This is a genomic window from Celeribacter litoreus (assembly GCF_020165855.1).
Taxonomy (GTDB): Bacteria; Pseudomonadota; Alphaproteobacteria; order Rhodobacterales; family Rhodobacteraceae; genus Celeribacter; species Celeribacter litoreus.
Map to the genome: position 1 here is coordinate 179,936 of NZ_JAIUFY010000005.1, position 26,977 is coordinate 206,912.

The window sequence follows — 26,977 nt, forward strand, 5'->3', positions numbered from 1 at the left end:
GATATGGCACGTTCTGTCTGGAAAGGCCCGTTTGTGGACGCATACGTCCTCAAGAAGGCTGAAAAAGCTCGCGAGGGCGGTCGTAACGAGGTCATCAAGATCTGGTCCCGTCGCTCCACCATCCTGCCTCAGTTCGTTGGCCTCACCTTTGGTGTGTACAACGGTCAGAAGCACATCCCCGTCAACGTCTCGGAAGACATGATCGGTCAGAAGTTCGGTGAATATGCACCGACTCGTACCTACTACGGTCACGCCGCAGACAAAAAAGCGAAACGGAAATAAGTCATGGGTAAGGTAGCAAATCCCCGTCGCGTGGCTGACAACGAAGCAATGGCAAAAACCAAAATGCTTCGCGTTTCCCCGCAGAAACTGAACCTCGTGGCTCAGATGATCCGCGGCAAGAAAGTGGACAAGGCTCTCACCGACCTCACGTTCTCCAACAAGCGTATCGCTGTTGACGTGAAGAAGTGCCTTCAGTCCGCTATTGCCAACGCTGAAAACAACCACGGTCTCGACGTCGATGAGCTCATCGTCGCAGAAGCTTGGGTTGGTAAAAACCTCACCATGAAGCGCGGTCGCCCGCGTGCACGTGGTCGTTTTGGCAAGATCATGAAGCCGTTCGCGGAAATCACCATCAAGGTGCGTCAAGTTGAGGAGCAAAACTAATGGGTCATAAGGTAAACCCGATTGGCATGCGTCTCCAGGTCAACCGCACCTGGGATAGCCGCTGGTACGCTGATACCAAAGATTACGGTGATCTTCTTCTGGAAGACCTGAAAATCCGCGATTTCATCAAAGAAGAATGCAAGCAAGCCGGCATCAGCCGTGTGATCATCGAGCGTCCGCACAAGAAGTGCCGCGTCACGATCCACACCGCACGTCCGGGTGTCATCATCGGCAAGAAAGGCGCTGACATTGAAGGTCTGCGCAAGAAAGTCGCTGCGATGACCGACTCCGAGCTGCACCTCAACATCGTTGAAGTGCGCAAGCCGGAACTCGACGCTGCTCTGGTGGCCGAGTCCATCGCTCAGCAGCTCGAGCGTCGTGTGTCCTTCCGTCGTGCCATGAAGCGCGCTGTGCAGAACGCAATGCGTATGGGTGCCCTCGGCATCCGCGTGAACGTTGCTGGCCGTCTCGGTGGTGCTGAAATCGCTCGTACCGAATGGTACCGCGAAGGCCGCGTGCCGCTTCACACCCTGCGTGCTGACATCGACTACGCACACGCCGAAGCGTCGACTGCCTACGGCATCATCGGCATCAAAACCTGGATCTTCAAAGGCGAGATCATGGAACACGACCCGCAGGCTCGTGACCGTCGCGCTGAAGAAGCACAAGCCGGTCCGGCACCTCGCGGTGACCGTGGCGGCCGCCGCTAAGGAGGGTCTGATCAATGCTTCAGCCTAAGCGTACAAAATTCCGCAAAATGCACAAAGGCCGGATCCACGGCCAGGCAAAAGGCGGTTCCGATCTGAACTTCGGCACCTTCGGCCTCAAAGCCGTTGAGCCGGAGCGTATCACTGCACGTCAGATCGAAGCTGCTCGTCGTGCCATGACGCGTCACATGAAGCGTCAGGGTCGCGTATGGATCCGTATCTTCCCGGACACCCCTGTGACTGCAAAGCCGGTCGAGGTTCGTATGGGTAAAGGTAAAGGCTCTGTTGACCGTTGGGTCTGCAAAGTGAAGCCGGGCCGTGTGATGTTCGAAATCGACGGCGTGTCGGAAGACGTTGCTCGCGAAGCTCTGCGCCTCGCTGCAATGAAACTCCCGATCAAAACCCGCACTGTGCAAAAAGAAGACTGGTAAGTTCGAGTGCCGCGAAAGCGGCGTTCTGACAGTCTTTTGAAAGATAGAAGGCCCCGCTTTAGAGCGGGGCCTTTCCTTTGATGCGACCTACTAAGTCGGTGTCGGTCTAACGGGCTTCAATTTCCAACCCGAACTCCAATTCGGAGCTGACGCCTTCTCCCCAGAAACCGCCTTCAATCGGCATCGTGGCCAATTGGTCCGGTGCGGCGGAGAGAGGGACATGACCGTCTGTAACCGCGACCCCGTGCGTCGGGTCGAACCCGCGCCAGCCGAGATCCGGCAGATAGGCCTCTGGCCAGGCCTGGAGGTGGCGTTTGCCGTCAACGCTCTCCGCCTTGGCCTGATAGCCGGAGACAAACCGCGCGGGGATGCCGAGGCTTCTGCAGGCGTCAATGAAGAGCACTGCGAGGTCACGGCAGGCGCCTTTGCGGGTTTCTAAAGTTTCCAGAGAAGTCTGCGCGTATCCAGTCGGTCGGATGTGCCGGTCGGTTTGACGATAGAGTGTCTCCGTGAGGAGCAGAAGGAACCTGTCGGTGCTTCCGGCCTGTGAACGGAGCTCGCTCGCGAAGTCAGCTACGGTGCTTGCACCAGAAGGCTTTAGGTAGGTCGACAGGTCGCTTTCCGGCGGAGGTCCAATTGCTTCGATGGTCTCGCACGTAAAGCGACTGACAATTTTCAGCACATCCGTTTCGCCGTCGAACCCGACCCGTGTCTCTGGGGTCCCGAAGGGCGACAGGCCGTCTTCTCGCCAGAATGGGGCAGGGGTGATGTCATAGGAGTGGTCGAGACCATCAACCCCGAAGGGTTTGAGGCGCAGGACCTGATCCCCGAGGCGGACGGGGGCCGAGTAGCGATAGAGCGTTTCGTGCCGGACTGTGAAGCGCATGGGAGCCTCCTGCCCACAGAAGGCCATGCTGCGCGTGCAAAATCAAGTGGCCCGCCTCTTGTAGAAGCTCCAATGCCCTCCATATCAAAGGGCTAAAGAACCGGACGGATAGAAAATGCGCGCACAGATTTCGAAGTTTCTCGATCAGGATATGACCCGCCACGTGATCATGGGGGTGATCCTGTTCAACGCGATCATTCTCGGGCTTGAGACCTCGGAGACGATAATGGCGCGCGCAGGGGCGCTGATCGAAACGCTCGATATGATCTGTCTGAGTGTTTTCGTGCTTGAACTCGTTGCGAAGATATATGCGAAGGGATTTAGGTTCTTCCGTGACGGTTGGAACCTCTTTGATTTCGCGATTGTCGGGATTTCACTCTCACCGGTGGGGGAGGGGCTGTCTGTCCTTCGCGCGCTCCGCATTCTGCGACTTCTACGGGTGGTGTCGGTTGTCCCGAGCCTGCGCCGTGTGGTCGAGGCGTTTATCCTCGCGCTGCCGGGGATGGCCTCTGTTTTCCTGCTGACTGGGATCATCTTCTACATCGGGTCAGTGATCGCGACAAAGCTCTATGGGCCGACATTCCCCGAATGGTTCGGCACTCTGGGGGAGTCGCTCTACACTCTTTTCCAAGTCATGACGCTTGAGAGCTGGTCCATGGGGGTGGTGCGTCCGGTGATGGAGGTGCATCCGCAGGCATGGCTGTTCTTTGTGCCCTTCATTTTGATCACAGCGTTCGCAGTCATGAACCTCGTCGTCGGCCTCATCGTGTCCACGATGCAGGAGGCCCACGTCGAAGAAGAACACGCCGCCACGGACAGTTACCGCGACGACGTGTTGAGCCGTTTGGACCGGATCGAAAAGGCGCTGGAGCGGCGCTGAGTTACTCGTCTGCCCACTTGTAGTTGAAGCTGACGGACACGCGGTCGTATTCGGACTGGTTCATCATGACTTCGTGGCGCAGCCAGCTTTCCCAGAGCATGATGTCCCCCGCTTCTGGCGCCATGTAGATAAAGTTCTGCATTTCGCGGCGGGCATCTTTGAGGCGGGCAGGGGCCGCCATCATCATCGCATGACGGGGATCTTCGAGACGCAGGCTTGAGGCGCCGTCAGGCATGGCGACATAGGTCGTGCCGGAAATGACGGAGTGCGGGTGGATGTGAGCCGAGTGATAGCCTCCCTCGGGCAGGATGTTGATCCAGAGGTCTTCGAGCACGAGCTTGCGCCCACCGAGGTCGAATTGCAGGTCTTCGGCAAACTTTGCGACGTGCTGATCCAAGCTCTCAACGATGTCTTTGAAGATCGGGAACCGCCACGGCAGGTCGGTCAGGGAGGCATAGGACGTATAGCCCGGATAGCCTTTTTCATCGCACCATGCCTGACCCGCTTCGTCATCCTCCGCGATGGCATAGCAGCTGTCGAACAACTCGTCTTCGCTCACCTCCGGGCCGAATTCATTGAGGCGGGCTTTGTAGAGGCGGGTGACGAAGAGGGACTCAATATTGGCCATTGGGGAGACTCACTTTCGGTATTCTCGGAATTTGCGCTCTTATAGACCAGAAATTCCGTTGCTGCAGCCTGCTGTGCGCGGGTAAACCTTGGAAAATGATGTTCGGAATGCCATGCACTTAGATGGCTCCAACAGCGAGGTTCGGTGACGCGATATGATACCCTCTTCCGCCTTTCTCACGATTCCAGTCGCGATGATGTTCATCGGGTTCTCGCTGATCATTTGGTCGGCGCGGCGCCTGCTCACGAAATCGAAAAAGACACCGCTTCATGTCCAACTCTATGAGCGCGTCGCCGAGATCAAGCGCAGTGGCGAAGATGCGGAGGTGCCAGAGGAGGCGGAGGTGTGTTACGGCGCCTATCGGCTTTATCTCTATTTGCTTGATGACGGTCTCGACAAAGGTATCGGCAATATGGAGCCGGAAAACGTACTTGCGGCTCTTCCTGCGTTATACCCCCTTGGATTGCAGGAGGCAGCGCAGAAGATCGAGGGGTTTGTCGCGATCTATGAAGATATCGAGCAGCTGTCGGATGTGGACGAAAACCTTGGAGAAGACTATCAGCGGACGGCAACCGAGCTGGATCGCCGGCTTTACCCGCTTTTGCGGGAAATCCCCGAGCGGCTGGAACGCTACCTCGAAAAGTGAGAGGCTATGACGCATTTCACCGCGTCTGCCTCATTGCATTAAATGCGCGCCGAGCTGCAGTTTCCCCAACTTTCCCTTGCCTCCACTCCCCCACACCCTTATAGAGCGGCATCTCACAGATTCCTCTTCGGGGGAATCGTGTGCATTGACATAACCCACCGGACCGAAAGTCACCCCTCATAGGGAGCTTTCCGGTGCTAACAGGAACCAAGGAGAGGCGAACTATGACCGCCCAGGAACTGCGTGCTAAAACGCCGGACGAGCTCAAAGCAGAGCTTGCCAACCTCAAAAAAGAATCCTTCAACCTGCGCTTTCAGCAGGCCACCGGCCAGCTCGAAAACACCGCTCAGATCCGTAAAGCACGCCGTGCAGCCGCACTCGTGAAAACGGTTCTGAACGAAAAAGCTGCAGCAGCAGAGTAAGAGGAGACTGACCTATGCCCAAACGTATTCTGCAAGGTGTTGTCACCTCGAATGCTAACGAACAGACCGTGACTGTGTCCGTGGAGCGCCGCTTCAAGCACCCGGTTATGAAAAAGACCATCCGTAAGTCCAAAAAATACCGGGCTCACGATGAGAACAACCAGTTCAACGTCGGCGACACCGTCCGTATCCAGGAATGTGCACCGAAGTCGAAAACCAAGCGTTGGGAAGTGCTCGTTTAATCTTTGATTGAACAAGCCTCCTCCCAGCTTAATCGAAACCCTGGGGGTCACGATCACTGCAGATCGCCCCAAAGGTCGGGAGAAACCAAATGATCCAGATGCAGACCAATCTGGATGTCGCTGACAACTCCGGCGCTCGCCGTGTTCAGTGCATCAAGGTCCTCGGCGGTTCCCACCGTCGTTACGCCTCCGTGGGCGACATCATCGTGGTGTCGGTCAAGGAAGCAATTCCGCGTGGCCGCGTGAAAAAAGGTGACGTGCGTAAAGCCGTCGTCGTTCGCACAGCGAAAGAAGTCCGTCGTGAAGACGGCACCGCGATCCGTTTCGATCGCAACGCTGCTGTGATCCTCAACAACAACAACGAGCCAGTCGGTACCCGTATCTTCGGGCCGGTTGTTCGTGAGTTGCGCGCAAAAGGCATGATGAAAATCGTGTCCCTGGCGCCGGAGGTGCTCTAATGGCTGCTAAGTTGAAAAAAGGCGACAAGGTCGTCGTGCTCGCTGGCAAGGACAAAGGCAAACAGGGTGAAATCACCTCTGTGAACCCGTCCAAAGGCAAAGCTGTTGTGGAAGGCGTGAACGTCGCCATCCGTCACACGCGTGCGACCCAAGGTGACCAGGGCGGTCGTCGTCCGGTTGCTATGCCGATCGATCTGTCCAACCTCGCGCTGCTTGACGCCAACGGCAAAGCAACCCGCGTTGGTTTCAAAATGGATGGCGACAAAAAAGTTCGCTACGCCAAAACAACGGGAGACGTGATCTGATGCTCGACACTACTGATTACACCCCGCGCCTGAAGGCAGCATACAAGGACTCGATCCGCGCTGCTCTGAAGGAAGAGTTCGGCTACAAGAACGACATGCAGATCCCGCGTCTGGACAAAATCGTTCTCAACATCGGTTGCGGTGCTGAAGCTGTGCGTGACTCCAAGAAAGCGAAATCCGCTCAGGAAGATCTCACTGCCATCGCCGGTCAAAAGGCTCTCACCACGAAAGCAAAGAAATCCATCGCTGGTTTCCGCGTTCGTGAAGATATGCCGCTTGGTGCGAAGGTTACCCTTCGTGGCGACCGTATGTACGAATTCCTCGACCGTCTGATCACGATCGCAATGCCGCGCATCCGCGACTTCCGCGGTGTTTCCGGCACCTCTTTCGACGGCCGTGGCAACTACGCCATGGGCATCAAAGAGCACATCGTGTTCCCTGAGATCAACTTCGACAAAGTCGATGAGGTCTGGGGTATGGACATCGTCTTCGCGACAACCGCAAAGACGGACGCAGAAGCAAAGAGCCTGTTGAAAGCTTTCAACATGCCCTTCAACAGCTAATCGCGCGAGGAGTTTATAGAACATGGCTAAGAAATCCATGATCGCCCGTGAGCGCAAGCGCGAGAAGCTGGTGGCACAATACGCCGCTAAGCGCGCTGCTCTCAAAGAGGTTATCTACGACCAAGAGAAGCCGATGGAAGAGCGTTTCCGCGCTTCCCTGAAGCTTGCAGAACTGCCGCGCAACAGCTCGGCTACCCGTCTTCACAACCGTTGTCAGCTGACAGGTCGTCCTCACGCTTACTACCGTAAGCTGAAGGTCTCCCGTATCATGCTGCGGGAACTCGGCTCTTTCGGCCAGATCCCTGGTCTCGTGAAATCCAGCTGGTAAGGAGGGCACAGATATGAACGATCCTATCGGCGATATGCTCACCCGTATCCGCAACGCCCAACTCCGTGGCAAATCCACCGTCTCCACGCCGGCTTCCAAGCTGCGCGCATGGGTTCTGGATGTGCTGCTCGATGAAGGCTACATTCGTGGCTACGAAAAAGGCGTCGATGCCGCGGGTCACCCGACCCTCGAAATCAGCCTGAAATACTTCGAAGGCACCCCGGTCATTCGTGAACTGAAGCGGGTCTCCAAACCCGGTCGTCGCGTATACCTCGGTGTCAAAGACATTCCGTCCGTCCGTCAGGGCCTCGGCGTGTCGATTGTCTCCACCCCTAAAGGTGTGATGTCGGACGCAAACGCTCGTGCCAACAATGTTGGTGGCGAAGTGCTTTGCACCGTCTTCTAAGGAGGTCTTTCGATGTCTCGTATTGGTAAGAAACCGGTCGACCTGCCCAGCGGCGTTTCCGCCTCTGTGTCCGGCCAGACCATCGAAGTGAAGGGCCCGAAAGGCACTCACTCCTTCACCGCAACGGACGACGTGACCATCGCTGTCGAAGACAACACCGTCACCGTCACCCCGCGTGGTAAATCCAAGCGTGCTCGCCAGCAGTGGGGCATGTCCCGCACGATGGTCGCCAACATGGTGACCGGCGTCAGCACTGGCTTCAAAAAAGAGCTCGAGATCAACGGTGTTGGTTATCGTGCTCAGATGCAGGGCAACACGCTCAAACTCAACCTGGGTTACTCCCACGAAGTGAACTTCGAAGTTCCGGCTGGCATCACTGTCACCGCCGCGAAACCGACCGAGATCACTGTCGAGGGTTCTGACCCGCAACTCGTCGGTCAAGTTGCGGCTAACATCCGCGAATGGCGCAAGCCGGAGCCTTACAAAGGCAAAGGTATCAAATACAAAGACGAGTACATCTTCCGCAAGGAAGGGAAGAAGAAGTAAGGACGCTCATCATGGCAAACAGCAAACGTACACTGTTTCTGAAACGCCGCATGCGCGTTCGGAACAAACTTCGGAAGAACAATGTCGGCAAGCTTCGCCTGTCGATCCATCGTTCGAACAAGAACATCAGCGCTCAGCTGATCGACGACGTTCAAGGCAAAACCCTCGCATCTGCCTCCACTCTGGAGAAAGATCTGGGCGTAGTTGGCAAGAACAACGTCGATGCCGCCGCCAAAGTTGGCGCAGCAATCGCAGAGCGCGCGAAGAAAGCCGGCGTCGAAGAGTGCTACTTCGACCGTGGTGGCTTCCTCTTCCACGGCAAAGTGAAGGCTCTGGCCGACGCTGCGCGTGAAGGTGGTCTGAAGTTCTAATCGACTTGTGGAGGGCGTTCGCGCCCTCCCGATGATCCAGGTCGGGCGCCCTTTCGGTGCCCTTCACTAGGATCGAGTTTATCCGGCGTAGCTACGCCACCTGTTCAAAGGAAAGTTCTATGGCAGAACGTGAAAACCGCCGGGACCGTCGCGAGCGCGACGAAGCTCCGGAATTCGCCGATCGTCTTGTTGCGATCAACCGTGTGTCCAAAACCGTGAAAGGTGGTAAGCGTTTCGGCTTCGCCGCACTCGTGGTTGTTGGCGACCAAAAAGGCCGCGTCGGCTTCGGCAAAGGTAAAGCGAAAGAGGTCCCTGAGGCCATCCGCAAAGCCACCGAGCAAGCCAAGCGTCAAATGATCCGCGTGCCGCTCAAAGAAGGCCGCACCCTGCACCACGACATGAACGGTCGTCACGGCGCAGGTAAAGTCGTCATGCGCACCGCGCCGACCGGTACTGGTATCATCGCCGGTGGTCCGATGCGTGCTGTGTTCGAAATGCTCGGCGTTCAGGACGTGGTTGCCAAATCCATTGGCTCCCAGAACCCGTACAACATGATCCGCGCCACGCTGGACGGTCTCACCAAAGAGGCTTCCCCGCGTTCCGTGGCTCAGCGTCGTGGCAAAAAAGTCGCCGAGATTCTCCGCAAGGATGAAGCTCCGGCAGACGCCGAAGCGTAAGGAGACCTGAGACATGGCTAAAACCATCGTTGTCAAACAGATCGGTTCCCCGATCCGCCGTCCGGCCAAACAGCGTCAGACCCTCATCGGTCTCGGCCTGAACAAAATGCACAAGACCCGTGAGCTCGAGGACACCCCGTCCGTTCGCGGCATGGTCTCGTCCATTCCGCACCTCGTCGAGATTGTCGAAGAGCGCGGCTAAGCCGAACGTGCTTTAGAAATTGAGGAGCGCCTCGCTGGAAACAGCGAGGCGCTTTTCTGTTGTGTGGGCGAGTTCTGCGTCCTCGCGGCACGACATCGGATTAATCCCCGTATTATCTCGCTGTATTAATGAGCTTTTTACGAAATCCGTCTAAAATATAATCAGTTTTAAAACTGCCTGCAAAATATGCATATCAGGGTCGCAAAAAATGGGGGATGTCGTCTGACCAGAGAGCCCATAGATGAGCGCAAGAACGACGAAATACCTGCGCCGACTCGCTGGCGCGACACAAAATTAGGACAAGAACAATGGCACACTACACTGATACGACCCACGCAACCCACTTTGGTCTGCGCTCCGCACTTCGTAACTGGATCGAACGCGTCCGCCACGCCTACGCAAAAGAACGTGCATACGCGGTTACCTTCAATCAACTCGACGCACTCTCCGATCACGAACTTCACGACATCGGCCTGTCGCGTTCCGACATCACCGACATCGCGCGTGCAACCGCTGCTCGCGTCTAAAGCGCACTCTGTATCGAGAAGGTTCCTGTAGATGCAAATCGCTGTTTCCTCCCCGCTGGCACTTCGCCCCTTCGCAGCAATTCTGAAAATTGTTGCCGACATGTTTGCTCAAGATCCTGCGCCAAGCTGGACGGAATACCTTCGAGAGACCCAGAAATAATTTGTGCTTTAATGGTTCCCCCTCGGGACAAACGGACACCCCGCAGGCCACTGCGGGGTGTTTTGCGTTTGAGAGCGATGCCTTGCAAGTTTTGCATGGCGGAAAGCTTGAAAGGGAGGTGGTCGCTTTCTGCGTTGCGGCATAAGTTGCTGGAAAGGGAGTGAGGAACCGAACCAAAGTTTAGCTCCAATGTGGCCCCGAGAGGCGCACAACGTAAAGGATCCTCCCATGGCTTTCGCAGCTTTCCATCTTCCGCAGACACCGCTTACAAATCATATCGCCGCCTTCGCGCATGGACTTGCTGAAACCATTTCCGGCATTGCCCAAGGGTTCACAGCGGTCCGCAAGATGGAGCAAGAAGCCCACCGCCTGAATGCAAAGTCGAACCGCGAGCTTCAAGAGATGGGCATCTCCCGAGCCGAAGTGCGCACGGTCGCAGCGCGCCGCGCGATGGGTCTCAAGGATCTGACTGAAAACGGCTGACGACCAGAGATAAAAATGCCTCGCGTCGATGTGGCGGGAGGCATTTTACCCACCGCGGGCCTGCCTGAAACTCGCTTAGGGAGATGGAGCAGATTTTTGCGCCCGCTCCATACGTTTTGGTCCGCGTCTTAGTTGTCGCTAGCTTGAGCGCCGCGTATCAGAAAAAGATAAACATGTCGTCGATCGCGTAGCCAGACCCACTGCCGCTTGCTCCTCCGTGATGGGTGCCGCCGTCGGTGATGTTGAATTCCACCCTATCAACCGAGTCAAAGATGGCGTCGTTCAGTTTAACGTACTGGTTTTCGGCATAGTCGAACGTGATGACCTGATTTCCAATCAGCGCACTGTCATCATATCCGCTAATGGTGATCTCCATACCATCGCGCCATGCCGCAGATACGTAAAATGACTCGAAGTCGAAATTGTCTTCCGCTTCGATGTAGGCTCGACCACTGCCCTTGATGATGTTGTCGCCGCTGTTGGGGACGTATCCGGTCTCATAGTTTTCGTCGAACTCGTCCGTCTCTTTGACGAAAAATCCACCCCAGTCGATGCCTGCGTAGCCATCCTCCATTCGGGCCGTATCTTCGCTTGGTAGGTCGATATCATCGAAGTCCAACAGAGTTCCTGTGGGGGCGGGCTCTGCAAAGATGAAGTCGTCTTCATCGATGGAGACATTCCCCAGTATTCTGAAGGTCGCCTCTTCAATCTTGACGAAGGTGTCTCCACCCCGATGTCCGACCCTGATCTCGGACATGTCGGTCAGATCAAGTCCGGAGACATTGAAACGGTCGGTGCCGGCTTGCCAATCAAGGATCGTCGTGTGACCGCTAGATCCTTCCAGTGGAGCAAAGTAGTCAGCTCCACTTCCGCCAAGAACAACGTTAGGGCCGTTTCCCGCGTAAAAGAAGTCGCTTCCTGATCCGAGCTTTACTTTATCAAACTGATTTCCTCCGACGACGATGTCATCGCCTCCGAGGCTATTGTAGGCATTGTTCTTATCGTGTGCGCCTTCGAGATAGTCGTCTCCCATTGTCCCACGGTAGAGATTGTACTTAATCGCCACTCGTTACTCCTTTACCAATAAACAACTCGCTGAATGAGTATGAGGTTATATTTTCAAGGGGGAAGGGGCTAGAGAAGCTTTTGCTTCAAGCCCGGCTTGGCGGATGCGTATGGAGCGCTGCACAAATCAACGGCTCCTTTTTCTCAGGTGAGCGGACGATTTGCTATTGATTTGATCGCTCCGGGTTTCTCAACGAAGCCTTGATCCATGTGTCGTGAGGGTCTATACGCCCCCAGTGGACAAGTGTGTCCATAAGAATCAACACATGTAAGCCGTGGTTGCCCGCTCCGTCGCTGGAGGGCACATCCGGCAAGGAGAAGCGACATGAAATTGCATGAACTGCGCGACAACGAAGGCGCAACCAAAAAACGCATGCGCGTTGGCCGTGGCCCGGGTTCGGGCAAAGGTAAAATGGGTGGCCGTGGTATCAAAGGTCAGAAATCCCGTTCCGGTGTGGCGATCAAAGGCTACGAGGGTGGCCAGATGCCGCTCTACCAGCGTCTTCCGAAGCGCGGCTTCAACAAGCCGAACGCAAAGAAATTTGCTGTTGTGAACCTCGGCCTCATCGAGAAATTCATCGAAGCTGGCAAACTCGACGCTGCGAACGTCACCGAGGACACCCTCGTTGCATCCGGTCTCGTTCGTCGCAAGCTCGACGGCATCCGCGTTCTCGCGAAGGGCGACGTCAAATCCAAACTGACGATCTCCGTAACCGGCGCTTCCAAATCGGCAATTGAAGCCGTTGAAAAAGCAGGCGGTTCGCTCTCCGTGGCAGCAAAGGCCGACGCGGCAGCCGAATAAGGCTTGAGGCAAGGGGATACACCCCTTAAATCATGCTTAAGTTTTCCAAGCGCCGCCCCCCGGAAAACCCGGACGGGCGGCGCTGACGTGATTAGAGAGACCTAAATGGCATCCGCAGCAGAACAAATGGCGGCGAACCTCGACTGGGGCACCTTCGGGAAAGCCAAAGAGCTTCGCCAACGCATCGTTTTCACCATCGGCCTATTGATTGTTTACCGTCTCGGGACCTTCATTCCGGTTCCTGGCATCGACGGTAACGCGCTTCGCGACTTTATGGAGCAAGCCGCCTCTGGTCTTGGTGGTATCCTGTCCATGTTCACCGGCGGCGCCTTGGGCCGTATGGGTATCTTCGCCCTCGGGATCATGCCGTACATCTCGGCCTCCATTATCGTGCAGCTGATGACCTCAATGGTTCCGTCGCTCGAAAACCTCAAGAAAGAGGGTGAGGCGGGTCGTAAGAAGATCAACCAATACACGCGTTTCGGCACGGTCGCTCTTGCGCTGTTCCAAGCCTACGGCCTCGCGGCCTCTCTCGAAGCGGGCAACCTCGCCCACGATCCGGGCTGGTATTTCCGCGCTGGCGTCGTGATCACCCTCGTTGGTGGCACCATGTTCCTGATGTGGCTCGGTGAGCAGATTACCAACCGCGGCATCGGCAACGGTATCTCTCTCATCATCTTCGTCGGCATCGTCGCCGAGATTCCGGGTGCACTCGCTCAGTTCTTTGCATCAGGCCGTTCTGGCGCGATCTCTCCGCTCGTGACCCTGATCGTCATTGTGATGATTGTTGCTGTGATTGCCTTTGTCGTGTTCATGGAACGCGCGCTTCGCAAGGTGCATATCCAGTATCCGCGTCGCCAACAGGGCATGAAGATCTATGACGCCCAGTCGTCTCACCTTCCGATCAAGGTGAACCCAGCTGGTGTGATCCCTGCGATCTTCGCGTCTTCCCTTCTGCTTCTGCCGACCACCATCGCGACCTTCTCTGGTCAGTCCGATGTAGGTCCGGTGATGTCGACGATCCTCGCCTACTTCGGCCCGGGTCAACCGCTTTACCTTCTATTCTTCACGGCAATGATCGTCTTCTTTGCCTATTTCTATACGGCCAACGTTGCCTTCAAATCCGAAGACGTTGCCAAGAACCTGAAGAACCAGAACGGCTTCATTCCTGGCATTCGCCCGGGGAAGAAAACCGAGGAGCACCTCGATTATATCGTGGCACGTCTTCTCGTGATCGGGTCCGCATATCTCGCTGCTGTTTGTCTGCTGCCTGAGATCCTGCGGGGCCAGTTCGCCATTCCATTCTATTTTGGCGGCACTTCGGTGTTGATTGTGGTATCGGTGACGATGGACACAATTCAACAAGTCCAATCCCACCTGCTGGCTCACCAGTATGAGGGGCTGATCGAGAAATCTCAGCTGCGCGGGAGGAAGCGCAGCAAAAGAGGGACAACAAGACGATGAATATTATTCTGCTTGGACCGCCGGGCGCGGGCAAAGGCACACAGGCGCAGCGTCTCGTGGAGGAGCGAGGCATGGTGCAACTTTCCACCGGAGATATGCTGCGTGCGGCAAAGACCTCTGGCACGGAAATGGGCAAAAAAGTTGCCGCGATCATGGACGCAGGTCAGCTCGTGACCGACGAGATCGTGATCGGCCTTATTGCTGAACAGCTCGAGAAGGGCTCCGAAGGGGGCTTCATCTTCGACGGCTTTCCGCGCACCCTTGGTCAGGCAGATGCACTTGATGCGCTGCTCGCTGAAAAGGGCCAGAAACTCGATGCTGTGGTTCAGCTCGAAGTGGACGACGAAACCCTCGTGAAGCGTATCGTCAACCGCGCTGCTGAAGCTGTCGCTGCTGGCAAGGAAGCCCGCGCAGACGACAACGAAGAGAGCGTCAAGATTCGCTTGATGGAATACTACAAAAAGACCTCTCCGCTGATCGGCTACTACTATGCCAAAGCGGACCTGAAGACGGTCGACGGCCTCCAGTCCATGGACGAAGTGGCCGCAGGGATTGCAGAAGCGCTGGCGTGAGCCGACGTCTTGCAGAAGAGAGTAGAGGGCAGCAATCACCGCTGCCCTTTCTATTTGAGGCAAAGGCAGCCATAAGGCCTTGACCCTCGCACGATTCGCATCTATGGCACACCATCCCTTTAGGGGTAAAAGATTCGCAAACGGGCAGCTCCCGTTTCAATCGTCACCTGAATTCAGCTGTTGCTCGCTTGCTTTGCCTTGCGAGCTTCCGTTGTGAAAAAAGGTTCCGGGACTACGGAACCGCAACGAAAGGAAAATAACGTGGCACGTATCGCCGGCGTAAACATCCCAACCGCGAAGCGCGTTCCGATCGCGCTCACCTACATCACTGGCATTGGCACGACCTCTGCTGAAGCAATCTGCGAAGCAGTTGGCATCGACTTCACCCGTCGTGTGAACGAACTGTCTGACGCCGAAGTTCTCGCGATCCGCGAGCACATCGACGCGAACTACACCGTTGAAGGCGACCTTCGCCGTGAAACGCAGATGAACATCAAGCGTCTGATGGACCTCGGCTGCTACCGCGGCCTGCGTCACCGTCGTAACCTTCCGGTTCGCGGCCAGCGCACCCACACCAACGCTCGCACCCGCAAAGGCCCGGCAAAGGCCATCGCTGGTAAGAAGAAGTAAGGGGAGATCTGACCAATGGCACGCGATACCCGTCGTACTACGAAGAAAAAAGTTTCCAAGAACATCGCCGCAGGCGTTGCTCACGTGAACTCCACCTTCAACAACACCAAAATCCTGATCTCCGACGTGCAAGGCAATGCGATCTCCTGGTCGTCTGCTGGCACCATGGGCTTCAAAGGTTCCCGCAAATCCACTCCGTACGCCGCTCAGATGGCTGCTGAGGATGCGGGCAAAAAAGCTCAGGATCACGGCGTTAAAACTCTCGAAGTCGAAGTTCAGGGCCCAGGCTCTGGTCGTGAGTCCGCTCTGCGCGCACTCGCAGCTATCGGCTTCAACATCACGTCTATTCGTGACGTGACCCCGATTGCACACAACGGCTGCCGCCCGCCGAAGCGCCGCCGCGTGTAATCACAGACTACGATTTAAGGATCGCGGGCCATGTTGCCCGCGGTCTCTTTGCGTTTTTGAGACCCCTCGGGCGTTCTTTCGCTTTAGGACATGGGCGTTAGAACAAGAATGGAGGCACTAGCATGATCCACAAGAATTGGGCCGAGCTCATTAAACCGCAACAGCTGGACGTGAAACCGGGCAATGAGCCGGCACGTCAGGCGACCGTCGTTGCTGAACCGCTTGAGCGCGGCTTTGGCCTGACGCTGGGCAACGCGCTGCGTCGCGTGCTGATGTCGTCTCTTCAGGGCGCGGCAATCACCTCCGTTCAGATCGACAACGTTCTGCACGAATTCTCGTCCATTGCGGGCGTGCGTGAGGATGTGACCGACGTTATCCTGAACCTCAAAGGTGTATCCCTGCGCATGGACGTCGAAGGCCCGAAACGCCTGTCGATCTCCGCCAAAGGTCCGCTCGTCGTGACCGCTGGTGACATTTCTGAGTCCGCTGGCATTGAAGTCCTGAACAAAGATCACGTGATCTGTCACCTCGACGATGGCGCTGACCTGTTTATGGAACTGACTGTGAACACCGGCAAAGGCTATGTCTCTGCAGACAAAAACAAACCGGAAGATGCGCCGATCGGTCTGATCCCGGTTGATGCGATCTACTCGCCGGTCAAGAAAGTCTCCTACGACGTTCAGCCGACCCGCGAAGGTCAGGTTCTCGACTACGACAAACTGACCATGAAAATCGAAACCGATGGCTCCGTGACCCCGGAAGACGCTGTGGCATTCGCTGCACGCATCCTTCAGGATCAACTGGGCATCTTCGTGAATTTCGACGAGCCGGAAGCAGCAGGTCGTCAGGAAGAAGACGATGGTCTCGAGTTCAACCCGCTTCTGCTCAAGAAAGTGGACGAGCTGGAACTGTCCGTGCGCTCCGCGAACTGCCTCAAGAACGACAACATCGTTTACATCGGCGATCTCATCCAGAAGACCGAAGCAGAGATGCTCCGCACGCCGAACTTCGGCCGTAAGTCTCTCAACGAGATCAAAGAGGTTCTGTCCGGCATGGGCCTGCACCTCGGCATGGATGTCGAAGAGTGGCCGCCAGAAAACATCGAAGACCTGGCGAAGAAATTCGAAGACCAGTTCTAAGACTTTCGGGGGAGGTTTCGATCTCCCCCGCTCAATGCCCGCGTAGGCGGGGAATATCCGGGCACATGCCCCAAGGAGAGTGGCTGACACGCATCGGCTGCCAGACAAAGCAAAACACGCTAAGGAGATAGAAAATGCGTCACGCTAAAGGTTACCGCCGCCTCAACCGGACCCACGAACACCGCAAAGCGATGTTCTCCAACATGGCTGGCTCGCTCATTGAGCACGAACAAATCAAAACCACGCTGCCGAAAGCCAAAGAGCTTAAGCGCATCATGGACAAGCTGATCACCCTCGGCAAACGTGGCGATCTGCACGCCCGTCGTCAGGCTGCTGCTCAGCTGAAACAAGACAAAGACGTTGCGAAACTCTTCGAAGTTCTCGGTCCGCGTTACGCCGAGCGTCAGGGTGGCTACACCCGCGTTCTGAAAGCTGGCTTCCGCTACGGCGACATGGCTCCGATGGCGATCATCGAACTCGTTGACCGTGACCCGGCAGCGAAAGGTGCAGCTGACAAAGCACGCCTCGAAGCTGAAGAAGCTGCTTTCGCTGAAGAAGACTGATTTTCAGATTTCTTTGCTGACAAGCGAATCATGGAGACCCCGCCATTGTGCGGGGTTTTCTTTGTCTAAAATGACAGGTTTTACATGTTTCTTTGATTTTATGCGCTATGGCCAATGGCTGCGTCGCTGTGACTTGACGCGATAGCGCTCCCAAATGACCTTTAAAAATGAGTGTGTTATCGCGCGGCGATGGCTGAAATTCAGGGCGAACTCCATCCCGGATGAGACGGCAGTTAACTAGGTCTCAAGATTTTTTGTTTTCAAATGAAAATCTATAGTTTAACTCTAAGAACAGTGATCGCCTTTAGGTTGTCGCGCCCTTTATACAGCAAATGATCTCAATGGCCGATACAACGGAACTCAATCGACTTTTTGCCCAGCTTCGCGCTGCGTCGCCTGCCGGTTACTCGGCCGGGCTTCATATTCGATTTGCGTCTCCGCTGGTTGCGGCGTCGACTTATGACCCGAAGTGGTTAGAGCATTACACGGCGAATGCATATGCGCTTCGTGATCCGATGATCGCGTGGGGTCTGAGCAGTGAAGGGGCAATAAGGTGGAGCGAGATAGAACTCCCCGATCCATTTAATCTTTGGAGGCAGGCCGCAGAATTCGGCCTGAACTTTGGAGTCGCGGTGTCCTGCGGCCCGGTTCAATCGAGATCTATTGTTGGGTGCGCGCGCGCAGATCGTGAATTCACAGATGATGAAATCCGGTCGATTGCGAAGGTTGTGCGAACTCTACACGAAATCTCTGAGCCGCAGGTCGATCTGACACAGGCGCAAATTCAGGCCCTCCGGTGCATTGCAGGCGGTGATCGTCATGCAGCAGCCGCGGCCAAGCTCGGAATTTCTGAGAGCGCTCTAAAGGCGCGTCTCGTTTCCGCGCGCGAACGTCTCATGGCCCGGACGACCTCAGAGGCCATTCAAAAAGCCAAGGAGATCAAGCTGCTCTGACGGTAGCCGTCTTTGCGATGCGTTGTTCAATCAACTCATCTGGAGACCTACCATGCAAACGACCACTCTTTCTTTTTCCAATCTGCACAACCATGGCGATCTTTTTGCGAATATGCTTCGCGCTAGACACGAAACATTCATTCAGCACGCCAAATGGGACCTCCCGCAAGCAGATGGAATGGAATACGACCAATACGACACGCCTGCATCGCGCTGGATCGCGGTGCATGAGTTCGGAGAGGTCTTGGCCGGCATTCGGCTAACGCCGACGACCACGAAATGTGGCATTTATTCCTATATGATCCGCGATGCTCAACGCGGATTGCTCGATAGTATCCCGTCCGATTTGTTGTTCGAAGAAGCGCCCGTTGCCCAACACGTTTGGGAATCGAGCCGTATCTTTGTCTCGCCGCGCGTGCCTGCAAAAAGTCGTCTGAAGGTTCAGATGAACTTGATTGGTGAGATGACAAATAGTGCGCGTGAATTCGGCGCGACCTCTGTGATTTGTTTGATCCCTGAGAACGGCAATCGTTGGGGGCGCCGCGTTGGCCTCGATATCGATGTGATCGGTCCGGTCATGGACATCGAAGGCGCGCGCAACGCCTGTATGCGCATCAATCTCAGCAACAAGCTGCATTGAGCGATGTGTTTTGAAGCGGGGCCGGAACGCTGCCATTTCGGTCCCGACTCATCTTTCCACCGGTCTCGCCGCGGCGTAGTCTCTGCGCCATGGCTGACCTCTTTTCCCAAGATGAACCGACACCGGAGGCGACGGGCGCGCATCGCCCTCTGGCGGATCGGTTGCGACCCCAAAACCTGTCCGAAGTGATCGGTCAAGAACAAGTGCTCGGACCGGAATCGCCTCTGGGTGTTATGCTGGCGTCCGGATCTTTGTCGTCGATTGTTTTCTGGGGGCCGCCGGGCGTCGGGAAGACGACGATCGCACGTCTGCTCGCGGATGAGACGGATCTCCATTTTGTTCAGATTTCGGCGATCTTCACAGGTGTGCCCGATCTTCGAAAGGTATTCGAGGCGGCCAAACTGCGCCGGCAGAACGGGCAGGGGACCCTCCTCTTCGTCGATGAGATCCACCGCTTCAACAAAGCGCAGCAGGACAGCTTTCTCCCGCATATGGAGGATGGCACGATCCTCTTGGTCGGTGCGACGACAGAGAACCCTTCGTTCGAGCTGAATGCTGCTGTGCTGTCTCGCTCGCAAGTTATGGTGCTGACTCGTCTGTCGCCTGATGATCTCGCACGTTTGACGGAGCGCGCAGAGGCGGAGCTCGGGGTTCAGTTGCCATTGACGGAGGCGGCCCGCCGCGCCCTCTTTGAGATGGCGGATGGGGACGGGCGCACGCTGCTGAACCTCATTGAACAGGTTGCGGCGTGGAAAGTCCCGGCGCCACTAGAGACGGAAGCCCTCGGCAAACGCCTTATGCGACGCGCTTCAAAGTACGATAAGTCCGGCGAAGAGCACTACAACCTGATCTCGGCTTTGCATAAATCCGTGCGCGGGTCTGATCCCGATGCGGCCCTCTACTGGTTCAATCGCATGATCGAAGGTGGTGAGGACCCAAAATATATTGCGCGGCGTCTGCTGTGCATGGCTGTCGAGGACATCCAGCTCGCGGATCCACAAGCACACACCGTGGCGCTTCACGCATGGGAAACCTACGAACGCCTCGGATCGCCGGAGGGCGAATTGGCGCTGTCACAGTGTGTTGTCTATCTGTCGCTCGCACCTAAATCGAACGCTGTCTATGCCGCGCTGAAGGCCTCGCGTGAAGCCGCGCGGAGGACTGGTTCGGAGCCGCCTCCCAAGCATATCCTGAATGCGCCGACCAAGATGATGGCGGAGCAAGGTTACGGGGAGGGCTACATCTACGATCACGATGCAGAAGACGGGTTTTCGGGCCAGAACTTCTTTCCGGACAGTCTGCCACGCACCCAGTTCTACAAACCGGTCGAGCGCGGTTTCGAACGCGAGCTGTCAAAACGGGTTTCTTACTTCGAAAAGCTCCGTAAACAGCGTGGAACTTGACATTCAAGCCTCCTGCGCACAGGAACGCGAGAACGAAAAGAGGACACAGAATGGCACCTTTGATCCAAGTAGCCTTGGGCGGCGCACTCGGCGCGTCCGGAAGATATCTCACTGGACTTCTCATGAGCCGCCTCATGGGGAAGGGATTTCCGTGGGGCACTCTCACAGTGAATTTCTTCGGATGCTTCTTCATGGGGGTCATTGTCGTGGTGCTCGCCCACGAGAACGGCAACAAATTTGCGCCGCTTCTAATGACCGGTGTTTTGGGCGGTTTCACGACCTATTCTGCGTTCTCGCTTGATGCGATGACCATCTTTGAGCGCGGTGACTACGGTTTGGCCGCGATCTATGTCGTCGGAACGCTTTTCTTGGCGCTGGGTGGTATTGCACTTGGCCTTTACGCCGCACGGGGATTCTACGCATGAGCCAGGTTCAACTCATCCAAATCGAAGATAGTCAGCCAGAGCAGCGGCTCGACCGCTGGTTCCGGAAGATGTTTCCACACGTCACGCAAGGGGCCATCGAAAAGATGTGCCGAAAAGGCGAGATCCGTGTTGACGGGGCCCGTGTAAAGTCGAACACACGCGTCGCTCCGGGGATGGAAGTGCGTATCCCTCCGTTGCCGGATGCAGGGGCGGAGCGGCCGAAACCTGTTGCTAGCAAGGTGAGCAATGCGGACGCGAAGATGATGCGCGATGCTGTGCTCTATGAGGACGACTATCTCATCGTCATCAACAAGCCCTCCGGTTTGCCGACACAGGGTGGTTCTAAACAGACGCGCCACGTTGATGGTCTCTCGGAGGCGCTTCGCGGTGATTTCCCTGAGAAGCCGCGCCTTGTGCACCGCCTCGACAAAGACACGTCCGGTGTTCTTGTGCTGGCCCGGACGCCGGTGGTTGCCACAAAGCTCACTGCAGCGTTCCGTCACAAGAATACGCGCAAGATTTACTGGGCATTGGTCGCAGGTGTGCCGACGCCGTATCTCGGCGAGATCAAATACGGCCTCGCCAAAGCTGCAGGACATGGCAAGCGTGGCGAAGGCGAGAAGATGATCACGGTCCACCCGCGCGACATCGACGCGACGGACGGTGCGAAACGGGCGCATACGCTCTATGCTACGCTTTACCGCGTCGCCTCGCGGGCATCATGGGTGGCTATGGAGCCGATCACAGGCCGAACACACCAATTGCGTGCCCACATGGCTGCGATCGGGCATCCGATTATTGGCGACGGGAAATACGGCGGGTCGTCCCAAGAGAACCTCGGTGACGGCTGGGGCGCCCAACTTGGCGGCATTATCTCCAAGAAGCTGCATCTGCACGCACGGTCTCTGACGTTCGAGCATCCGGAGACCAAAAAGACAATGACGGTGACGGCACCTTTGCCGGATCACATGAAGCACAGCTGGGATACGTTCGGCTGGACGGAAGATCTCGCAGCGGACGATCCGTTTGAGGAGATCCTCGGTTGAAACTCGTCATCTTCGACGTTGACGGGACGCTGGTAGACAGTCAGGCGTATATCATCATGTCGATGAGTGCTGCCTTCGCTGAGGCTGGCCGCCCCGCGCCTGACCGCGGCGAAATTCTTTCGATCGTCGGATTGTCTTTGCCGCTCGCGATGCGCGAACTTGCCCCTGACGTTGACGACGAGACGCTCGGGCGCATGGTTGAGGCCTATAAATCCGCGTTCCAGAAACATCGATTGGCGCAGGGCGCGGCGGCCTCTCCGCTTTATCCCGGAGCCGAGGAGATGGTGCGCCGTTTGGCGGGGCGCGGAGACCTTTATCTCGCGATTGCCACCGGCAAAAGCCGCCGGGGTCTAAATGCTCTCTTGGACGGTTGGGACTTCGCAGATGTGTTTGTCTCGACGCAGTCAGCGGACGAACATCCGTCAAAACCGCATCCATCGATGGTCGAGACCTGTCTGATGGAGTGCGGTCTTGAGGCTTCAGACGCCGTTGTGATCGGGGACACGACATACGATATGGAAATGGCCAAGGCTGCGCGCTGTCATGCGATTGGGGTCAATTGGGGGTATCATGGACCAGATGCCCTTTTGACGGCTGGTGCAGTTGAAGTTTTGTCGGACTTCTCCGCGTTGGAGACTGCCCTTACGAGACTTTGGCCGGAACTGAGCAAGAAGGACGATTGATATGGCGGAATGGGCTGCGAAACGGTTTTGGAAAGAGACGACCGTTGCCGAAGCAGGTGGCGGATATACGGTGCACCTCGACGGGCGCGCAGTGCGGACGCCTGCCAAAGCACCGCTCGTCGTCCCGAGCCGCGAACTCGCAGACTGGATCGCGTCGGAATGGGAGGCGCAGGAAAACGAGATCAATCCGAATACCATGCCCGCAACCCGAAGCGCGAATGCGGCCATTGATAAAGTCACGATTCAGCATGCCGAGGTGGCGGATATGCTCGCTGAGTATGGCGACAGTGACCTTCTCTGCTACCGTGCGGACTTTCCGACTGACCTGATCAATCGTCAAGCGGCCTCCTGGGACCCGATCTTGGAGTGGGCTGAGGGCGCTCTGAGTGCCAAATTGACTCCCCGGAGTGGTGTCATCCACGCACCCCAGGACCCGGATGCGCTTGCCCGCCTAAGCGCGCTGACGCACGAATTTGACGCCTTTCAACTCACAGCCTTCCACGATCTCGTGGGTCTCTCGGGGTCACTGATTCTCGGGTTCGCTGTGACTCAGGGATATCTGGATCCGAATGAGGCTTGGCGCCTATCTAGGATCGACGAGGACTTCCAAGTCGAGCAGTGGGGTGAAGACGAAGAGGCGGCGGAAGCTGCTGAGGTCAAGCGCCAAAGCTTCCTTCATGCCGCGCGATTTTATTGCTTGGTCAAATAAGTGGCGCTCTCAAGGGCGAAAGCACAATCGTCGCGCACATCTGATTACGATTTGATCAAATGATCAGTGGTCATGCATTTCTGTGATCGCGCCCTTGACCTTCCTGAATGAATCCTCCCAAACTAAGCCCATTGAACGGGCATTTGCCCAATTCGATATCGCCTCGACCCCCAGGGAGGGTCGAAAAAAGCGTTCATTAAGGACGCAGTATCAGGAAGAGGTAAATATGAAAAAATCCGTGTTTCTTGGCGCGCTGACGATGGCTGGTTTGGCCGCCGGGGCTGCAATGGCTCAGGACTCGTCTACTCTTGCCGCCGTTAAAGAACGTGGCATGCTGAAATGTGGCGTGAACCCGGGCACCCCCGGCTTCGCTGCGCCGGATGCAAACGGCAAATTTGTCGGTTTTGACGTAGACGTGTGCCGCGCAGTTGCTGCCGCCGTCCTCGGTGACTCCGAAGCTGTTGAATACACCCCGCTGACCTCCGCAGTGCGCTTTACCGCACTGGCTTCCGGCGAAGTTGACATGCTCGCCCGCAACACCACGTGGACTTTCTCCCGTGACGTTGACTTGAAAAACACCTTCGTGGGCGTGAACTACTATGACGGTCAGGGCTTCATGGTCCCGAAAGACCTCGGCGTGTCCTCCGCGAAAGAGCTTTCTGGCGCGACGGTCTGCATCGAGACCGGCACCACGACCGAGCTCAACCTCGCCGACTATTTCCGTGTGAACAACATGGATTACGAACCGGTTCCGGTTGAAAGCTTCACCGAAGCTCAGACCCAGTTCCTTGCTGGCGCTTGCGACGTGTACACCACCGACGCGTCCGCTCTGGCTGCGTCCCGCGCATCCTTCGAAGATCCTGATGCATATGTGGTTCTGCCGGAAATCATCTCCAAAGAGCCGCTCGGCCCGCTCGTACGTCACGGCGACGACGCTTGGGGTGACATCGTGCGTTGGTCCCTCAACGCTATGATCGCTGCTGAAGAATACGGCGTGACCTCTGCAAACGCTGCAGAAATGGCCAACGGCACCGACAACCCAGAAATCAACCGTCTCCTCGGTGTTTCCGGTGAGCTGGGTGCGATGCTCGGTCTCGAAAACGACTGGGCTCTGAACATCCTGACCCAAGTCGGCAACTACGGCGAAAGCTTCGAGAAAAACATCGGCGAAAACACTCCGGTGGCACTTGCTCGCGGCCTGAACGCTCAGTGGACCGAAGGCGGCCTCATCTACTCGCCGCCCTTCCGCTAATACCAACTCAGGGAAGGGCGCGGAGCAATCCGCGCCCTTCGCCTTTGTGAACCCTGAATGATTTAACAAAGACAATTCAACGCACGGACAGCTCTGGGCGTTGGCGGGGTATAAACTGGGGAAATAGGGGACCGTCACTCATGACGACAGCACCAGATCCGCAGCAAGACGGGTTCCGGCTCAGTCAGCTGATCTACGACACGCGTTATCGCTCTATAACGATTCAGGTGATCGCGTTAATCGCATTCATGGCGATTGCAGCCTTCCTTGTGCGTAACACGATCATCAACCTCTCGAATTTGGGCAAGGACATCGATTTCGGCTTCCTGTTCAATCGAGCGGCTTACGATATCAACCAACAACTTATTCCATATAGCTCGGATAGCACGCACCTGCGGGCGACGATCGTCGGCCTGCTGAATACGCTGCTTGTTGCCATCCTGGGCTGTATCCTGGCGACGATTATTGGTGTGATCGCCGGCGTGCTTCGCCTGTCCAAGAACTGGCTGACCGCCCGGATCATGACGTTCTATGTCGAAAGCTTCCGGAACATTCCGGTGCTTCTCTGGATCCTCGCATTCATGGCTGTTCTGTCCGAAGCGCTGCCGACCCCGCGCGCTTTCCGCGGAGAGAACCCCGAGGCGAGCATGTGGCTGTTTGACAGTATCGCCGTTACCAACCGCGGGACATATATTCCCGCGCCGGTCTGGGGCAGCGGCTCTGCCTTTGTCGTGATTACCTTCCTGCTTTCTATCCTCGCGATCTGGGCGTTCGGGAAGTATGCGATGCGGCGTTTTGAGTCGACGGGTCAGATGCTCCCGACCTTCTGGATCAAGCTTGCCATCTTCTTCGTGCCGTCGTTGATCGTCTTTTTCCTGCTCGGACGCCCGATCGGCTTGTCCATGCCGGAATTGAAGGGCTTCAACTTCGGCGGAGGTCTCCACATGCGGAACTCGATGTTGGCGCTGTGGCTCGCGCTGTCCTTCTATACAGGGGCGTTCATCGCCGAGATCGTTCGCTCGGGTATTCTCGCGATTTCACGAGGCCAGACAGAAGCAGCCTTCGCACTCGGTCTACGTCCGTCCCGCACGATGAACCTCGTGATTTTGCCGCAGGCGATGCGCGTCATCATCCCGCCGCTGATCTCTCAGTATCTGAACCTCACGAAGAACTCTTCTCTGGCTCTGGCCGTGGGGTACATGGACCTTCGCTCGACCTTGGGGGGCACCACGCTCAACACGACAGGGCGTGAGCTTGAGAGCATGTTGCTCATGATGGCGATTTATCTCGTTGTGAGTTTGCTGATCTCCACGGGCATGAACGTCTACAACAAATCTGTTAAGCTGAAGGAGCGGTGAGATGAGCGATACGACCAACTCTCTCTCCTATGTTCGCAAGGAGATGCTCGATCAACAACCGGCGCCGCGATCCCAAGTGGGCGCGTCACGGTGGATCCGTGAGAACCTGTTCAACGGCTGGTTCAACTCCATCCTGACGCTGATCTCGATCTTTGTGATCTACAAGGTACTCGCCGGCTCCCTCCCGTGGCTCTTTGGCGGTGTCTGGGATGCGACCTCTCTCGAAGAATGTCGCGCTATCCTGAATGAACGCTTTGGCAATACGCATTACGCCTGTTGGGCGGTCATCACCGAGCGCTGGAACCAGCTGATCTATGGGTTCTATCCGGACACCGAATACTGGCGCGCAAACCTCGCGTTTGTCCTGATGCTTGTTGCTTTGGCTCCTGTGCTGTTTGATGCCGTACCGAGGAAACTGCTATGGCTCACCATTGCATTCCCCTTTATCCTCGTTTGGCTCGTCTGGGGCGGAACGATTTGGGGACCGCTTTCCGTCGCGGTGGGCTTCGCGCTCGCTGGTCTCGCGTTTAAACTGACTGATGCGCTCGACTCGATGGCGGTTTCCGCAATCTCGGCTGTGATTGTCGCTTTCCTTTGGTGGCTCGTCATTGGACCAATCATCGTCGGTGGTTTGGATTCCGCGCTTCCGGTTGGGCACCTTCAAGAGGTCGAGAGCCGTGAACTCGGCGGGTTCATGATCTGTGTGATCATCGGTATCTCCGGTATCGCGTTTTCGCTTCCTCTCGGGATCGTTCTTGCGCTTGGTCGCAAGTCGGACTTGTTCATCGTGAAAACCATCTGCGTTGGGTTCATCGAATTTATCCGTGGCGTGCCGCTGATCACTCTGCTGTTCACCGCATCGCTTCTCTTGAACTACTTCCTGCCTCCCGGCACGACGTTCGACCTGACACTGCGCGTGATCATCATGGTGACCTTCTTCTCCTCCGCCTACATGGCCGAGGTGATCCGGGGCGGTCTCGCCGCTCTCCCGAAAGGTCAGTATGAGGCGGCCGATGCGCTTGGTCTCGATTACTGGAAGGCACAGCGCCTTATCATCATGCCGCAGGCCTTGAAGATCTCTATCCCGGGCATCGTGAACACCTTCATCGGTCTGTTCAAAGATACCACGCTCGTGATGTTCATCGGCATTTACGACATGCTGGGCCTCTCGAACGCCATCCGCGCCAACGCGGCTTGGAACGGCGTGTATTGGGAGCTGTTCATCTTCATCGGCTTGGTCTTCTGGATCTGCTGTTTCGCAATGTCCCGCTATTCTCAGTGGCTGGAGCGCAAGCTCCGCACCGATCATCGTTAAGAAAGGAGACGACCAG

At 56.5% G+C, this 26,977-nt stretch carries 39 protein-coding genes; 36 read left to right on the forward strand and 3 right to left on the reverse strand.

The genetic code is table 11. The features are described from left to right. Positions 1-3 precede the first annotated feature (3 nt). Genes rpsS through rplP form a run of 4 tightly spaced genes read left to right on the forward strand, consistent with a single transcriptional unit; the run spans position 4 to position 1,804 of the window. Positions 4-282 (forward strand): 30S ribosomal protein S19, encoded by a 279-nt coding sequence (rpsS, locus tag LA304_RS02830; RefSeq protein ID WP_224501609.1) that lies wholly within the window; start codon positions 4-6, stop codon positions 280-282. Between the two features lie 3 nt (positions 283-285). Then, positions 286-666 carry a 50S ribosomal protein L22 gene (gene rplV, locus LA304_RS02835; protein WP_167601426.1) on the forward strand — a complete coding sequence of 127 codons (381 nt, stop codon included), beginning with the start codon at positions 286-288 and terminating at the stop codon, positions 664-666. Continuing rightward, positions 666-1,376: a 30S ribosomal protein S3 gene (gene rpsC, locus LA304_RS02840; RefSeq protein ID WP_224501610.1), complete on the forward strand. Its 711-nt coding sequence runs from the start codon at positions 666-668 to the stop codon at positions 1,374-1,376. Before rplV ends, rpsC begins: the two co-directional genes overlap by 1 nt. A gap of 14 nt (positions 1,377-1,390) precedes the next feature. Beyond that, positions 1,391-1,804 carry a 50S ribosomal protein L16 gene (gene rplP / locus LA304_RS02845; RefSeq protein ID WP_224501611.1) on the forward strand — a complete coding sequence of 138 codons (414 nt, stop codon included), beginning with the start codon at positions 1,391-1,393 and terminating at the stop codon, positions 1,802-1,804. A 106-nt stretch (positions 1,805-1,910) separates the two neighbouring features. Here rplP and LA304_RS02850 read toward each other — a convergent pair whose 3' ends face one another. After that, positions 1,911-2,690, reverse strand: a complete 780-nt coding sequence (locus tag LA304_RS02850; RefSeq protein ID WP_224501612.1) for a transglutaminase family protein — start codon at positions 2,688-2,690, stop codon at positions 1,911-1,913. A gap of 115 nt (positions 2,691-2,805) precedes the next feature. On the opposite strand from LA304_RS02850, the gene LA304_RS02855 reads away from it, so the two are divergent. Then, complete coding sequence (locus tag LA304_RS02855) at positions 2,806-3,570, forward strand: ion transporter (protein WP_224501613.1); 765 nt, start codon at positions 2,806-2,808, stop codon at positions 3,568-3,570. A 1-nt stretch (position 3,571) separates the two neighbouring features. On the opposite strand, the gene LA304_RS02860 is transcribed toward LA304_RS02855, so the two are convergent. Continuing rightward, on the reverse strand, positions 3,572-4,198 hold the full coding sequence (locus LA304_RS02860) for a TIGR02466 family protein (RefSeq protein WP_224501614.1): 627 nt from the start codon (positions 4,196-4,198) through the stop codon (positions 3,572-3,574). Between the two features lie 154 nt (positions 4,199-4,352). On the opposite strand from LA304_RS02860, the gene LA304_RS02865 reads away from it, so the two are divergent. From LA304_RS02865 to LA304_RS02930, 14 genes are all read left to right on the forward strand, one after another. Further along, positions 4,353-4,844 carry a hypothetical protein gene (locus LA304_RS02865; protein ID WP_224501615.1) on the forward strand — a complete coding sequence of 164 codons (492 nt, stop codon included), beginning with the start codon at positions 4,353-4,355 and terminating at the stop codon, positions 4,842-4,844. 224 nt (positions 4,845-5,068) lie between these two features. Beyond that, complete coding sequence (rpmC, locus tag LA304_RS02870; RefSeq protein WP_224501616.1) at positions 5,069-5,266, forward strand: 50S ribosomal protein L29; 198 nt, start codon at positions 5,069-5,071, stop codon at positions 5,264-5,266. Between the two features lie 14 nt (positions 5,267-5,280). Beyond that, positions 5,281-5,508, forward strand: coding sequence for a 30S ribosomal protein S17 (gene rpsQ, locus LA304_RS02875; RefSeq protein WP_224501617.1), 228 nt, complete (start codon positions 5,281-5,283; stop codon positions 5,506-5,508). A gap of 89 nt (positions 5,509-5,597) precedes the next feature. After that, positions 5,598-5,966: a 50S ribosomal protein L14 gene (gene rplN, locus LA304_RS02880; protein ID WP_090060723.1), complete on the forward strand. Its 369-nt coding sequence runs from the start codon at positions 5,598-5,600 to the stop codon at positions 5,964-5,966. Beyond that, positions 5,966-6,271, forward strand: a complete 306-nt coding sequence (rplX, locus tag LA304_RS02885; protein ID WP_224501618.1) for a 50S ribosomal protein L24 — start codon at positions 5,966-5,968, stop codon at positions 6,269-6,271. Before rplN ends, rplX begins: the two co-directional genes overlap by 1 nt. Further along, a complete protein-coding gene (gene rplE, locus LA304_RS02890; protein WP_224501619.1) occupies positions 6,271-6,834 on the forward strand; it encodes a 50S ribosomal protein L5 in 564 nt (187 codons plus the stop codon). Before rplX ends, rplE begins: the two co-directional genes overlap by 1 nt. Positions 6,835-6,856: 22 nt before the next feature. Next, complete coding sequence (gene rpsN, locus LA304_RS02895; protein WP_224501620.1) at positions 6,857-7,162, forward strand: 30S ribosomal protein S14; 306 nt, start codon at positions 6,857-6,859, stop codon at positions 7,160-7,162. Positions 7,163-7,175: 13 nt separating this feature from the next. Further along, entirely contained in the window at positions 7,176-7,568 is a 393-nt protein-coding gene (gene rpsH / locus LA304_RS02900; protein WP_224501621.1) for a 30S ribosomal protein S8, read from the forward strand. A 12-nt stretch (positions 7,569-7,580) separates the two neighbouring features. Further along, entirely contained in the window at positions 7,581-8,114 is a 534-nt protein-coding gene (gene rplF, locus LA304_RS02905) for a 50S ribosomal protein L6 (protein ID WP_224501622.1), read from the forward strand. Positions 8,115-8,125: 11 nt separating this feature from the next. After that, positions 8,126-8,485 (forward strand): 50S ribosomal protein L18, encoded by a 360-nt coding sequence (rplR, locus tag LA304_RS02910; RefSeq protein ID WP_224501623.1) that lies wholly within the window; start codon positions 8,126-8,128, stop codon positions 8,483-8,485. Positions 8,486-8,604: 119 nt separating this feature from the next. Further along, a complete protein-coding gene (gene rpsE, locus LA304_RS02915) occupies positions 8,605-9,162 on the forward strand; it encodes a 30S ribosomal protein S5 (RefSeq protein WP_224501624.1) in 558 nt (185 codons plus the stop codon). A 13-nt stretch (positions 9,163-9,175) separates the two neighbouring features. Further along, entirely contained in the window at positions 9,176-9,364 is a 189-nt protein-coding gene (gene rpmD, locus LA304_RS02920) for a 50S ribosomal protein L30 (protein WP_224501625.1), read from the forward strand. A 308-nt stretch (positions 9,365-9,672) separates the two neighbouring features. Beyond that, positions 9,673-9,891 (forward strand): DUF1127 domain-containing protein, encoded by a 219-nt coding sequence (locus tag LA304_RS02925; RefSeq protein ID WP_224501626.1) that lies wholly within the window; start codon positions 9,673-9,675, stop codon positions 9,889-9,891. Positions 9,892-10,279: 388 nt separating this feature from the next. Continuing rightward, positions 10,280-10,534 (forward strand): DUF1127 domain-containing protein, encoded by a 255-nt coding sequence (locus tag LA304_RS02930; RefSeq protein WP_224501627.1) that lies wholly within the window; start codon positions 10,280-10,282, stop codon positions 10,532-10,534. 157 nt (positions 10,535-10,691) lie between these two features. On the opposite strand, the gene LA304_RS02935 is transcribed toward LA304_RS02930, so the two are convergent. Next, positions 10,692-11,600: a calcium-binding protein gene (locus tag LA304_RS02935; protein WP_224501628.1), complete on the reverse strand. Its 909-nt coding sequence runs from the start codon at positions 11,598-11,600 to the stop codon at positions 10,692-10,694. 324 nt (positions 11,601-11,924) lie between these two features. On the opposite strand from LA304_RS02935, the gene rplO reads away from it, so the two are divergent. From rplO to LA304_RS03020, 17 genes are all read left to right on the forward strand, one after another. Further along, a complete protein-coding gene (gene rplO, locus LA304_RS02940; RefSeq protein ID WP_224501629.1) occupies positions 11,925-12,401 on the forward strand; it encodes a 50S ribosomal protein L15 in 477 nt (158 codons plus the stop codon). A 105-nt stretch (positions 12,402-12,506) separates the two neighbouring features. Further along, positions 12,507-13,865 (forward strand): preprotein translocase subunit SecY, encoded by a 1,359-nt coding sequence (gene secY / locus LA304_RS02945; RefSeq protein WP_224501630.1) that lies wholly within the window; start codon positions 12,507-12,509, stop codon positions 13,863-13,865. Continuing rightward, the gene (locus LA304_RS02950; protein ID WP_224501631.1) at positions 13,862-14,437 is read left to right on the forward strand and encodes an adenylate kinase; all 576 of its coding nucleotides are present in this window, start codon (positions 13,862-13,864) and stop codon (positions 14,435-14,437) included. Before secY ends, LA304_RS02950 begins: the two co-directional genes overlap by 4 nt. Positions 14,438-14,698: 261 nt before the next feature. Next, positions 14,699-15,067, forward strand: a complete 369-nt coding sequence (gene rpsM, locus LA304_RS02955) for a 30S ribosomal protein S13 (protein WP_224501632.1) — start codon at positions 14,699-14,701, stop codon at positions 15,065-15,067. A 15-nt stretch (positions 15,068-15,082) separates the two neighbouring features. Continuing rightward, positions 15,083-15,475, forward strand: a complete 393-nt coding sequence (rpsK, locus tag LA304_RS02960; protein ID WP_090060708.1) for a 30S ribosomal protein S11 — start codon at positions 15,083-15,085, stop codon at positions 15,473-15,475. A gap of 122 nt (positions 15,476-15,597) precedes the next feature. Continuing rightward, on the forward strand, positions 15,598-16,614 hold the full coding sequence (locus LA304_RS02965; RefSeq protein ID WP_224501633.1) for a DNA-directed RNA polymerase subunit alpha: 1,017 nt from the start codon (positions 15,598-15,600) through the stop codon (positions 16,612-16,614). A 134-nt stretch (positions 16,615-16,748) separates the two neighbouring features. Beyond that, positions 16,749-17,177, forward strand: coding sequence for a 50S ribosomal protein L17 (gene rplQ, locus LA304_RS02970; RefSeq protein WP_224501634.1), 429 nt, complete (start codon positions 16,749-16,751; stop codon positions 17,175-17,177). A gap of 341 nt (positions 17,178-17,518) precedes the next feature. After that, complete coding sequence (locus LA304_RS02975; RefSeq protein ID WP_224501635.1) at positions 17,519-18,130, forward strand: autoinducer binding domain-containing protein; 612 nt, start codon at positions 17,519-17,521, stop codon at positions 18,128-18,130. A gap of 52 nt (positions 18,131-18,182) precedes the next feature. Then, complete coding sequence (locus LA304_RS02980) at positions 18,183-18,770, forward strand: acyl-homoserine-lactone synthase (RefSeq protein WP_224501636.1); 588 nt, start codon at positions 18,183-18,185, stop codon at positions 18,768-18,770. An 89-nt stretch (positions 18,771-18,859) separates the two neighbouring features. Further along, positions 18,860-20,173: a replication-associated recombination protein A gene (locus tag LA304_RS02985; RefSeq protein ID WP_224501637.1), complete on the forward strand. Its 1,314-nt coding sequence runs from the start codon at positions 18,860-18,862 to the stop codon at positions 20,171-20,173. A 50-nt stretch (positions 20,174-20,223) separates the two neighbouring features. Continuing rightward, complete coding sequence (gene crcB / locus LA304_RS02990) at positions 20,224-20,598, forward strand: fluoride efflux transporter CrcB (RefSeq protein WP_224501638.1); 375 nt, start codon at positions 20,224-20,226, stop codon at positions 20,596-20,598. Beyond that, entirely contained in the window at positions 20,595-21,644 is a 1,050-nt protein-coding gene (locus LA304_RS02995) for an RluA family pseudouridine synthase (RefSeq protein ID WP_224501639.1), read from the forward strand. Before crcB ends, LA304_RS02995 begins: the two co-directional genes overlap by 4 nt. Beyond that, the gene (locus LA304_RS03000; protein ID WP_224501640.1) at positions 21,641-22,327 is read left to right on the forward strand and encodes an HAD-IA family hydrolase; all 687 of its coding nucleotides are present in this window, start codon (positions 21,641-21,643) and stop codon (positions 22,325-22,327) included. Before LA304_RS02995 ends, LA304_RS03000 begins: the two co-directional genes overlap by 4 nt. 1 nt (position 22,328) lies before the next feature. Further along, on the forward strand, positions 22,329-23,036 hold the full coding sequence (locus LA304_RS03005) for an ATP12 family chaperone protein (RefSeq protein WP_224501641.1): 708 nt from the start codon (positions 22,329-22,331) through the stop codon (positions 23,034-23,036). 226 nt (positions 23,037-23,262) lie between these two features. Next, positions 23,263-24,288, forward strand: a complete 1,026-nt coding sequence (locus LA304_RS03010) for an amino acid ABC transporter substrate-binding protein (protein WP_224501642.1) — start codon at positions 23,263-23,265, stop codon at positions 24,286-24,288. A gap of 140 nt (positions 24,289-24,428) precedes the next feature. After that, on the forward strand, positions 24,429-25,646 hold the full coding sequence (locus tag LA304_RS03015) for an amino acid ABC transporter permease (RefSeq protein ID WP_224501643.1): 1,218 nt from the start codon (positions 24,429-24,431) through the stop codon (positions 25,644-25,646). A gap of 1 nt (position 25,647) precedes the next feature. Further along, positions 25,648-26,961 carry an amino acid ABC transporter permease gene (locus tag LA304_RS03020; RefSeq protein ID WP_224501644.1) on the forward strand — a complete coding sequence of 438 codons (1,314 nt, stop codon included), beginning with the start codon at positions 25,648-25,650 and terminating at the stop codon, positions 26,959-26,961. Positions 26,962-26,977 lie beyond the last annotated feature (16 nt).